Source organism: Mesorhizobium sp. P2_E7 (assembly GCF_056403855.1).
Genome location: NZ_JBFUER010000013.1, coordinates 18,781 through 30,060, shown reverse-complemented (window position 1 = coordinate 30,060; position 11,280 = coordinate 18,781). Strand labels below are relative to the sequence as shown.

Sequence of the window (11,280 nt, the reverse complement as noted above, 5' to 3'; positions counted from 1 at the left end):
CCTTCACCGATGCGGCGGGCAACAACAACACCGCCGCCACGCAGCTGAGCATGACGGTGGATACCGTCGCGCCGACGGTCTCCATTGGAATCAATGACACCGCGCTCACGGCCGGCGATGTCGCGACGGTGACCTTTACCTTCAGTGAGGTACCGTCGAACTTCTCCGCGGCAGACGTTGCCTATGACACCACCAGCGCGACCCTGGGCGCAATAACGCCCACGGGCGATCCAAGGGTCTTCACGGCCACTCTAACACCGATCGCGTCGATCAATGATGCTACCAACGTCATCACCGTCGGCACTTCCTGGCAAGACCCAGCGGGTAATGCCCCAGCGGCCACAACCAACTCAGTCAACTATACAGTCAACACCGCCGACGCGCCGCCGACAGTGGTCATAACGTCGGACAACAACGGTTCGAAACCTACGGTTACATTTACATTTAGCGAAGCGGTTACAGGATTTGACCTCAGCGACCTCCAGATTGTCGGAGCAACTGTCAATGGACCGATCATTCACGTAGGGATGACTGGTGGCCAAGACATTTACACGCTGGCTCTTAAGGACGCGTCTGGATCGGGGTCGCACACTATTCGCGTGATAAGTAGCGGTACGGGGTCGTCATTCTGGACTGATTCTACCGGACATGGCGGTATAGGGAGCCCAGTATTCAACCTGCCCGCCGGCACTGCCGGAGAGCCTATCAATCTCGCCCTTACCGATCCATCACATGAGGGTGCTCTCATCACCGTCACGGTGAAGGACGTGCCTTCGGGCTGGACCATCGACGGCGCAACCCACAACGCCGACGGCAGCTGGACGGTTCAGACCAACGACCTGCACGGGCTGACGGTCACCACGCCTGCCGATTTCGCCGGCGCGGCGGTGCTCGATGTCCAGATGAGTTGGATCAACGCGGACGGCACGGCCGGAAGCGCCTCGGTCGCCGACAATGTCGAAGCCTATGCGCCGGGCTCGCCGATCTTTGCCTGGTCCGGCGACGACGTGCTGAGCGGCTCGAGCGGCAACGACCTGTTCGTCTTCTCGCAGCCGATCGGCAACGACACGGTGCACAGCTTCGACGCGGCGGCCGACCAGATCGACCTGATCGGCTATTCCGGCTTCCAGAGCTTCGCCGACGTCCAGGCGCATATGGCCGACGACGCCAACGGCAACGCGGTGATCACGCTTGGCGACGGGCAGTCGATCCTGCTCGACGGCGTGCATTCGAGTGCACTTGCAGACGGTAATTTCACCTTCGATCAGACACCGGTGGTCAACAATGCCGGAACCATGACGATCGGTGACGGCGCATTGCTGCCGCTGAGCGGCACCATCAACAACAGCGGCCTCATCTCACTCGACTCTAGCGGCGGCGACACGCTGCTGCAGGTCATCCAGCATGGCGTGACCCTGCAGGGTGGCGGGCAGATCCTGCTGTCCGACAGCGCCGCCAACATCATCTCCGGCACGGCGCCGGACGTCACTCTGGTCAATGTCGACAACACGATCGAGGGCGCTGGCCAATTGGGCGGCGGAATGCTTAGCCTCGACAACCGGGGCACCATCATCGCTACCGGCTCGAACGCGCTGGTCGTCGATACTGGAGGCAGCGTCGTCGTCAATTCGGGAACGCTGGAGGCAACCGGCTCCGGCGGCCTGACGATCACCGGCGGGCTGGCGAATTCCGGCATGCTGTGGGCCAATGGCGGCAACATTGCCATCAACGGCCAGGTCACTGGCGACGGCGACGCGACGATCGGCAACCTGTCGAAGCTGGAGTTCGGCGGCGCCTCGTCGACGGACGTCACCTTCGCGCATGATGCGGCCGGCACATTGCAGCTGGACGATTCATTCGACTTCAGTGGAAGCATCGCCGGCATCACCAATGACGACAAGGTGAACCTCGAAGATATCCTGTTCGGCACCGGAACGTCCGCTGCCTATCAGGCGGACCTCGACGGCGCCGGAGGAACGTTGACCGTCACGGACGGCACGCACAACGCCACGCTCCACCTGCTCGGCGTCTACGATGCCCACAGCTTCACACTTGCCGACGACGGCGCCGGCAGGACGGTGGTGCAAGTGAGCGACTTTGTGATGTGAACCAAAAGGAGAGCCGCAGGCGCGGCTCTCCTCATGCTGCCGGTTGCTGATTCAGCTTACGAATTAAGGTTTACGGCAGGAAGAGGAAGGGATCACGTGGCCGGTTGGACGATCAGGAGTAGTATCGGTTCCGGGCGTGGACAGGGGGGCGGTTTTCCGCTGGGTAGTTGAGTCTCGACAACAAATCCAAGATCGTGAAGGACGCGCTTCGCGCATGCCGCCGCTATTTTCTCGTTGCGGCTGCATTCAGCCTGGCGATCAATCTGCTCTATCTCGCGTCCCCACTTTACATGCTGCAGATCTACGACCGGGTCGTCACCAGCGGCAGCGAAACCACGCTGGTGATGCTGACCCTTGTGTTGCTGGCGGCCTTCCTTTCGCTGGCCGGCCTTGATCTGGTGCGCGCCTGGGTCCTGACGCGTGCCAGCGCGCGGCTCGACCGGCTGTTGTCGGCAAAGATCCTCGCCGCGTCGGTCGAAACCCCATCGCCCGGCTCCTCGCCGAGCCAGCCTATCCGCGACTTCGACACGTTCAGGCAGGTCATCGCCGGCAGCGGCATCCATGCCCTGTTCGACCTGCCATGGTCGCCCATCTACATCGGCATCATCTTCCTGCTGCATCCGTGGCTCGGCTTCTTCGCACTGGGCAGTTCGCTGCTCTTGATCGCCATGGCCGTGCTCAACGAATATCTGGTGCGTTCGCCGCTGAAACAGGCCAACGACCTGGCGACGACAAACTACAACTTTACCGAGATGAGCCTCAGAAACTCGGAAGTCGTTCGCGCCATGGGGATGATCGACGGTCTCATCCGCCGCTGGGGGCGCGACCGTAACCTAGCGCTGCGGCGCCAGGCGGAGGCAAGCGATCGCGCCGCCCTGATGTCCGGCCTGATCCGTTTCTTGCGACTAACCATGCAGTCGTTGATCCTCGGCCTTGGCGCCTATCTGGTGATCGAGCGGCAGATCACCGGCGGCACCATGTTTGCCGCAAGCCTCTTGCTGGGCCGGGGGCTACAGCCGGTCGAGCAGATCGTCGGCCTCTGGCGCAGCCTGATCCTGGCGCGGGCGGCGTTGGCAAGGGTCGAGAAGCTGGTCGACGGGGGACCGCGGAACGAACGATCATTCAACTTGCCGAAGCCCACCGGCAAGATTTCGGTCGAGCAGGTCAGCTTTGCAATTGCCAGCCAGCAGAAAGTGCTCCTCCGGGACGTATCGTTCCGGTTGGAAGCAGGCGAGGCGCTCGGAATCGTTGGCCCTTCCGGCGCCGGCAAATCGACACTGGCACGTCATCTCGCTGGCGTCATGCAACCCAGCCGCGGCACCGTCAGGCTGGATGGCGCCGACCTGTCGCAGTGGGGGCACGACGCGCTAGGCGACCACATCGGCTACCTGCCACAGGACATCGAACTCTTTGCCGATACGGTCGCCGCCAACATCGGTCGCTTCAAGACCAATGTCGACCAGGAGGTGATCGAGGCCGCGCGGCTGGCTGGCGTGCACGAGATGATTATCCGCCTGCCGCAGGGTTACGAGACCCAGATCGGCGAAGGCGGCGCAGTCCTGTCAGGGGGATATCGGCAGCGGATTGCCCTTGCCCGAGCGGTTTTCGGCACACCGAACCTGATCATTCTCGACGAGCCTAGTTCCAATCTCGACGCCGATGGCGACCGCGCGCTGAGCGACTGCGCGATTGAGCTCAAGCGCCGCGGCAGCACCGTGATCATCGTCTCGCACCGGCCCTCGACCCTGGCGAATGTCGACAAGATCCTTCTGTTGCGCGATGGCGCCGTCGAGGCCTTCGGCATGAGGAACGAGATCGTGGCGCTGCTCAACCAGCGCGCTGCACCAATGGCGGTGGCAACCCAATGAGCTGTGGCCGGAGAGATCGATGAGCGACGTCGCCCTCACCTACCGGAGCCTGCCCGGCGAAACCGATATCCAGGCCCCGGATTCGATCCGCGCACCGACCTATATCGGCCTGCTGATCATCGTTGCCTTTTTCGGAATTTTCGGCGGCTGGGCAGCCTTTGCGCCACTGAACGGCGCCGTGCTCGCCGACGCCATCGTCAAGGTGGAAGGCAATCGAAAGAGCGTACAGCATTTCGACGGGGGTACAGTGAAGGAGATCCGCGTCAAGGATGGCGACGTCGTCAGGAAGGGCGACATCATGCTGAAGCTGGACGACACCAGAATCCGGTCCGAGTTCAATCTCTATGCCCAGCAATATGCGCTTTTGCGCGCAACCGACGCCAGGATCCGGGCCGAACTGGACGGCAGCGTGGCTGTTGCCTTTCCCAAGGACATCCTCAAGGAGCATGAGGACTATCTCAGGGATGCAATGGCAAACCAGATCGCCGATCTGGAAAGCCAGCGCGCCTCGATGGCCGGCGCCACGCAGATCCTCGAGCGGCGCATTGCCGAGCTCGAGGAGCAGATAAAGGGCAAGCAGTCTCGGGTCGAATCCTACCAGGCACAGCTGCAATCGACGATTGACGAGAAGGCCAGCCTGTCGAAGCTGCTCAAGGCCGGATTGACGACCCGCCCTCGCATCCTGGAACTGGAACGGTCCGCCTCGGATCTGCAGGGCCTGATCGACGAGAACCTCGGCGCAATTGGCGGCAGCCAACAGAGCAAAGCCGAGCTCGAGAGCCAGATCGCGCAATTGACCAACGAGCGCCGAGCCAAGCTGTCCGCCATGCTGATCGATACGCAATCGAACCTTGCTGACCTCGTGCCCAAGATGTTTGCCGCCCAGGCTGCCATGGACCGGGCCGAAGTGCGCGCGCCCTATGATGGCCAGGTGATGGATCTCAGCGTCTTCTCGATCGGTGCGATCGTGGCGCCAGGCCAGACCATCCTCGACATCGTGCCGACGGAGAATTCGCTGATCGTCCAGGCGCAGGTTCGCGTCGAGGACATATCGAACCTGCGACCCGACATGGCCGCCGAAGTTCGTTTCACATCCTACAAGCAGCGTTCGATACCCATAATTCATGGACGCGTCACCCGCATTTCGGCGGATCGCATCACCGATAGCAAGACCGGGTTTCCCTACTACCTCGCCGACGTGGCTGTCGATCCGGTGGAATTGGCCGCCGCCCCACAGATTGCGCTTTACCCAGGCATGCCGGCGTCCGTCATGATCGTTACCGAGGAACGCACCGCACTCGACTACATTTTAGGCCCGCTGGTTGTGTCGTTCCACTCGGCGTTTCGCCAGAAATGACGGCATCGCCGATCGATTGGTGATACCGGGTTTTGATGTCAGGCCTGTAATGGGCAAAGGCGGTGCGACGGTGGGTCTGGTTAGGAAACATCCAGCCGCTTGGAGATCGAAACGATCCAGGCACGCAGTTGTGGTCCGAATGGCTTATCCAGAGCGGCGCGGTCCCAGGCAAGAAAATAGGCAGCGGGCAATTGTACGCGCTCGTTGAAGGGTACGATCAGCCGGCCGGATGCAATATCTTCCGCCGCCATCGACAGTTGAGCAAGGACAAACCCCCTTCCATTGATTGCGGCATCAATCGCGGCACTGGACAAGGAGAACGCCACTTCACCGGACGTCCTCCGGTGCGATGCGCCGATAGTCCTGGCCCACTCCGCCCAACTCGGCGGCGATTGATGGTCTCTGGCCCATTCTATGCCGAGCAGGGGAAAATCAAGGATATCCGACGGCCGCTTGACGGGGTGGCTGGCCAGCAATCCAGGCGCACAAGCGGGGACCACCCAGTCCGTGAACAACTCGGTATAGTGGTCGAACTCGTGAACCTTCGTGCCGTATGAGATTCGGAAATCCACCTGGTCGTCATCGAAACGCGGCTCCTGCTCGGCACCGATCAAACGCACCGTCGCCCCGGCGTGGGCGATCTGCCAATCCAGAAGCTGTGGCGCCAGCCATTTGCTGGCAAGCGAGGGCAGGCAAGAGATGGTGAGCGCGCTCTCCGAACGCGCCCGCTCGACAATGTGCTGCGCGTCGCGAAGCTGTTCGAAGCCCGAGGAAACGGCCGCGTGGTAGGTTCTCCCCCAAGACGTCAGCGCGACACTCCTGCCACGGCGTTCGAGTAAACTGAGGCCGAGCGCGTCTTCCGCCTTGCGGATCTGCTGGCTGACCGCGCCGACGGAAACCCCAAGCTCTTCGGCGGCGGCGGTAACGCTGCCGCATCGGCCGAAAGCCTCGAACGCCTGTATGGCACGGAGAGGGAGCGCGTTCTTCACCTGGGAACAATCCTGGGGTCGCTTTGTTTTAGCATTTCTAAAATAGAACGCAGATGCAAGCCCTTTGTCGTTCCTGGCCCGAGAGCTATCGATTTGGCAGTCGCAAGCTCGGGAGGACGCCATGTTTCTTCGAAATTGTTGGTACGTAGCGGCATGGGACGCAGAGGTCGGCGAGGGGCTCAAGCCCGTGCGCATCCTCGGCGAAGACATTGTCCTCTACCGCAAGACGGATGGCGTGGTGGCCGCCCTTGAAGACGCCTGCCCGCATCGCAAGTTGCCGCTGTCGATGGGCCGCATCAAGGGCGACACGGTCGAGTGCGGCTATCATGGCTTGACTTTCGACAGCACTGGAACCTGCACCCGCGTGCCCGGGGCGGAAAAGATACCGCATGTCGCCTGCGTTCGTCCCTATCCGATTGCCGAACGTTACGGGCTACTGTGGGTCTGGATGGGCGAACCGCAAAAGGCCGATCCCGCACTGATCTTCGAAGTCGACCACTGGGGCGATCCGGCATGGGGCGTCAATCGCGGCGAGTCGATGACGCTCGACTGCAACTATCTCTACATGACCGACAATCTGCTCGACCCCTCGCATGTGTCCTGGGTCCATCAGTCGTCGTTTGGCGGCGTCCAGGCGATGGAAGACGCGCCGCTCGAGACCACCGTCGGTTCGGACGGGGTGACCGTCTGGCGCTGGATGGTGGATGTCGAGCCGGCGCCGTTCTACGCGCCGTTCCTCAAATTTTCAGGCAAGTGCGATCGCAAGCAGCACTACGAAGTGCGCTATCCCAGCAACGCCATCATCAAGGCCATCTTCGTGCCGGCTCGCACTGGCGGCGAAGGCAAGCCGTATCATGAGGATGTGTTCCTCATGGACAGCTACAACTTCATGACGCCCGTCGATGAGAACCAGACGAAATATTACTGGTTCCAGATGCGCAACTTCGCTCCCGACGACCAGGAGGTCTCGCGCCAGTTCGCCACATCCGTGCGCGGGGCATTCGATGAAGACCGCGCAGTCCTCAATGCCGTGCATAAAGGCATGGCCAACAAGCGGACGCCCAATCTCGATCTCAAGATCGATGTTGGCCCGATGCGCTTCCGTCGCAATCTCTCAAAACTCATTGCCGCTGAAAGCCAGCAGCTGGCGGCGGCCGAATGAGCTCACTGTCCGCCCGCGCAAGTTTGGGACGGAGCGGGTTTCGTGACCTGAAAGTGGTCGCGAAGGTGAAGGAGAGCGCGATCATCACATCGTTCCTGCTCGAGCCGGTGCAGGCGCAGGACTGGCGCGCCTACCGACCGGGTCAGTTCCTGGTGTTTCGTATTCCGGTCTCGAAGGAAACGGCGGGCGCAAAGGACCATGTGCTGCGCAACTACAGCGTTTCCGGCGCACCGGGCGTTGCCGGCTCCTATCGCATCAGCGTCAAGCGGGAGGCCGCACCAACACAAGGGCTTCCGGCCGGGGTGAGTTCCTGCTTCCTGCATGACGAGGTCGAGGTCGGCGATGTCCTGTCGGCCGAGGGACCGCGTGGCGATTTCGTTCTCGACACCAGCAGCAATCGGCCCGTTGTCCTGCTCAGCGGTGGCGTCGGTCTGACGCCGATGGTTTCGATGCTGCATGCGCTTGCATCGGCACCCGATCGCCGCGTCGTCTTCATCCACGCCTGTGAGAACGGGGAGGTTCATGCGTTTCGCGAGGAGGTGTCGGCCCTGACCGCTGCGCGATCCGGGATGGCCGTTCACTTCTGCTATCGCTTCCCGACCGAGCGCGACAGATCGGACCGAAAATTCCACAGCGAGGGCGTGGTCTCGCGCGAAACGCTCCAGCGTCTTTTGCCGCTCGACGATTACGACTTCTATCTGTGCGGCCCGCCGCCTTTCATGCAGGCTGTCTATGCCGCCGTGCGGGGGCTTGGCGTGCCGAAGGCGCGTGTCGCCTACGAGTTTTTCGGCCCGGCCACGGTGCTCGATGTCGCCCAGCCTGCCGTCACCGTCTCACCAAAAGTGGAGTCCGTGGTCGACAGCAAAGCCCCAGACAGCAAAGCAATTGTGGTCGAGTTCCGGAAATCGGGCATCGAGGCTGCATGGGACGGGGTCTCGTCCCTGCTCGAATTTGCTGAAAAGCAAGGCCTGGAACCGGAATTCAGCTGCCGCGCCGGCGTCTGCTCCACATGCAAGTCGCGGCTGGTCGACGGCGAGGTCAGCTATTTCGAAGAGCCGCTCGATGACCTTGAGCCGGGCGAAGTGCTGCTGTGCTGCTCCAGGCCGCTCGGCTCTGTCGTCGTGGATATCTGATGGATCGCATCCGCCAAAAGAGCGTATCGGGAAGGACGTCTGGATTGGACAATTCGAGCACATCAAAGTCAGCGCTGTCCTTCAATCCGCATATCGCTTCATTGCCGCCCTACAATGCCGGCATGAACATTGCGGTGGCGCGCACGCTCAGCGGGCGTCAGGACATCGCCCGGCTGGCCAGCAACGAGAATCCCGACGGCTGCTCGCCAAAGGTCATGCAGGCGCTGGCATCGCCATCGTTCGAACCATGGCGCTATGCCGACCCGGCCTGCACGGCGTTGCGTGCAGCACTTGGCGATAAGGTGGCAATCGACCCTGGTCTGATCGTTGTCGGCAACGGATCGGAGGAAATGATCGCCGCGATCTCGCGCGCCGTCCTTGTGCCTGGGGCTTGCGTTGTCACGACGGTGCCGAGCTTCGGCCTGCACGAAATTGAGCCGCTGGCGGCCGGCGCCAGGGTGATCAAGGTTCCCATGACCGCTGACATGGGCTTTGATCTCGGCGCACTGGAAGCCGCAATCGCGACCGGACCGAGGATCGTCTTCCTTTCCTCGCCCTGGAATCCAGTGGGGCCGGGGCTTGACCGTGCCGACTTGCAACGCCTCATCGCCGCCATTCGCCCGGGCACGCTTCTTGTCCTCGACGAAGCCTATTTCGAATTCGCCGATCCGGGCGCGCCCGACGGCATTGCGATGCTTCGAGACAGCGGCATCGACCATGTCGTGTTGCGGACATTTTCGAAAGCCTATGGCCTTGCCGGGCTGCGCGTCGGCTATGCGTTGTGCTCCAGCCTCGAACTCGCCGGTGTCATCGCCGCCGCGAAAACACCGTTCAACGTCAACGGCGCGGCACAGATCGCGGCCATCGCCGCGCTGGCCGACGACGGCTGGATGAAAGCCTCGGCCAATCGTGTGCGAGCAGAGCGGGAGCGTGTCGCCGCGGCACTCGCTAGGCTCGGCCTGCGGGTTGCGCCGTCACAGACCAATTTCCTGTTCTTTGATTGCAACGGCGACAGCGCGCGCCTGGCGGCCTCGCTGCTCGGGCAGGGGATCATCGTCAAGGCGTGGCGCGAGAGCGGCTATGAATGCTATCTGCGTGTGACGATCGGCTCGCCCGCCGACAATGACCGTTTTGTCGCGGCGCTTCGGGGGCTCGCAGGCCAATGAAATCCGCCGCTGTTGCACATGAGGACAAACGCATCGGCAATCCGGTGCCGCTACCGGTCGTTGAAAGCCTTCGCAGCATCGTCGGCAACGCGAATGTGCGTATGGCCGACATCGTCGGGACGGCCGACCGGGACGCGGCCATCCTTGTGCTGCCGGCGTCGACGCAAGAGGTCGCCGCGCTCGTTCGCGTCTGCGGTCAATACGAAATCCCGGTGGTGCCGCTCGGCGGCGGGACGGGCCTTGTCGGCGGAAGCGTTTCGCATGCCGATGAGATCGTCCTGTCCCTGGCACGCATGAACCGGATCGAGCGGCTCGACCCGGTCGAGCGAACCGCAACCGTCGGTGCCGGCGTCACCCTGGAAGACTTGCAGACCGCAACCAGGCCCCATGGTCTGGAGCCGGGCATCGATCTTGCCGCGCGCGGCACGGCGACGATCGGCGGCATGGTGTCCACCAACGCCGGTGGTGTGATGGCGTTTCGCAACGGCGTCATGCGCCATCGGGTCCTCGGTCTCGAGGCGGTGATGGCGGATGGCTCCGTCTATGGCGATCTCACCCGGGTGGTGAAGAATTCCGCCGGCTATGACCTCAAGCATCTTTTCATCGGCGCCGAAGGAACGCTTGGCATCGTCACGCGCGTGGTCGTCAAGCTCGACCCGTCGCCCAAGGCAACCGCTACCGCGCTTTTCGGGCTGCCTTCCGTCGAGGCGGCTCTGGAAACCATCCGCCTGGCGTTCGAATCGAGCGCCGGGCATTTGCGCGCCGCCGAGGCGATGTGGAATTCCTATTTCAGCCTCGCCGCCAAGGCGCATGGCTGGTCTGAACCGGGCGTTGCTCCCGATCAGCCGATCTTCCTGCTGCTGTCGCTCGGCGGCGCCCGTGAAGAGGCGCTGCATGAGGATTTCGAGAGGCTCTATTGCGAAGTCGTCGAGCGTTTCCCGGAGGCGACAGGCATCATCGCCAGCTCGCGACGGCAGGAAGACGATCTGTGGCGGCTGCGCGAGGACAGCAGCGTCCTCTACCGCGCCCATCCGAACGCACCGTCGTTCGATGTATCGGTGCCGCTGTCGGAAATTCCGGCCTATCTCGATCGGGCCATCACTGGCCTTGCCGCGATCGAACCCGATCTCGCCCCGTATGTTTTCGGGCATCTCGCCGATGGCAATCTGCACATCATCCTGAACCGTCGCGGGCCGCTTCCCCAGCACATGGCGGCTGCGGTCGAGCGTGTCCTCTATGATGGCCTGCGCGAGCTTGGCGGCTCGTTTTCCGCCGAGCACGGCATCGGCTCCAAGCGCATCCATTCGCTGCTGGCAACGGCCGATCAGACCAAGCTCGCCACGATGGAACGGGTCAAGAAGGCGCTGGACGGCCAGTCGCTGATGAACCCCGACAAGGTGCTGCCCGGTCGTGGCTGGGTTGTCCGTTCGTCCAATCCCGCGTCCGATGAGCGCCGATCGCAACGCCAAGATGAGAACGCCGATGAATAGCCCCATC

General features: G+C 62.5%; 8 protein-coding genes. 7 read left to right on the top strand and 1 reads right to left on the bottom strand.

The window, feature by feature from the left end; all coding sequences use genetic code 11:
• The 3 genes from AC1DYC_RS30880 to AC1DYC_RS30870 form a co-directional block, all read left to right on the top strand.
• Positions 1 to 2,108: Ig-like domain-containing protein (locus tag AC1DYC_RS30880; RefSeq protein ID WP_477411453.1), on the top strand; the 2,108-nt coding region annotated here is incomplete at its 5' end.
• Positions 2,109 to 2,275: 167 nt separating this feature from the next.
• Positions 2,276 to 3,976, top strand: coding sequence for a type I secretion system permease/ATPase (locus AC1DYC_RS30875; RefSeq protein ID WP_477411452.1), 1,701 nt, complete (start codon positions 2,276 to 2,278; stop codon positions 3,974 to 3,976).
• Positions 3,977 to 3,995: 19 nt separating this feature from the next.
• Entirely contained in the window at positions 3,996 to 5,333 is a 1,338-nt protein-coding gene (locus tag AC1DYC_RS30870) for an HlyD family type I secretion periplasmic adaptor subunit (RefSeq protein ID WP_477411451.1), read from the top strand.
• Between the two features lie 80 nt (positions 5,334 to 5,413).
• Here the strand turns inward: AC1DYC_RS30870 and AC1DYC_RS30865 are convergent, their stop codons facing one another.
• Positions 5,414 to 6,322: a LysR substrate-binding domain-containing protein gene (locus AC1DYC_RS30865; RefSeq protein WP_477411450.1), complete on the bottom strand. Its 909-nt coding sequence runs from the start codon at positions 6,320 to 6,322 to the stop codon at positions 5,414 to 5,416.
• 121 nt (positions 6,323 to 6,443) lie between these two features.
• Here AC1DYC_RS30865 and AC1DYC_RS30860 point away from each other — a divergent pair, with 121 nt between their 5' ends.
• From AC1DYC_RS30860 to AC1DYC_RS30845, 4 genes are read left to right on the top strand one after another with little or no spacing between them, the layout of a single operon-like run.
• Complete coding sequence (locus AC1DYC_RS30860; RefSeq protein WP_477411449.1) at positions 6,444 to 7,484, top strand: aromatic ring-hydroxylating dioxygenase subunit alpha; 1,041 nt, start codon at positions 6,444 to 6,446, stop codon at positions 7,482 to 7,484.
• Positions 7,481 to 8,617, top strand: coding sequence for a 2Fe-2S iron-sulfur cluster-binding protein (locus tag AC1DYC_RS30855; protein ID WP_477411448.1), 1,137 nt, complete (start codon positions 7,481 to 7,483; stop codon positions 8,615 to 8,617). Before AC1DYC_RS30860 ends, AC1DYC_RS30855 begins: the two co-directional genes overlap by 4 nt.
• Positions 8,617 to 9,783 carry a histidinol-phosphate transaminase gene (gene hisC, locus AC1DYC_RS30850; protein WP_477411447.1) on the top strand — a complete coding sequence of 389 codons (1,167 nt, stop codon included), beginning with the start codon at positions 8,617 to 8,619 and terminating at the stop codon, positions 9,781 to 9,783. Before AC1DYC_RS30855 ends, hisC begins: the two co-directional genes overlap by 1 nt.
• Positions 9,780 to 11,273, top strand: a complete 1,494-nt coding sequence (locus tag AC1DYC_RS30845) for an FAD-binding oxidoreductase (RefSeq protein WP_477411446.1) — start codon at positions 9,780 to 9,782, stop codon at positions 11,271 to 11,273. Before hisC ends, AC1DYC_RS30845 begins: the two co-directional genes overlap by 4 nt.
• The last annotated feature ends 7 nt before the right edge of the window (positions 11,274 to 11,280 follow it).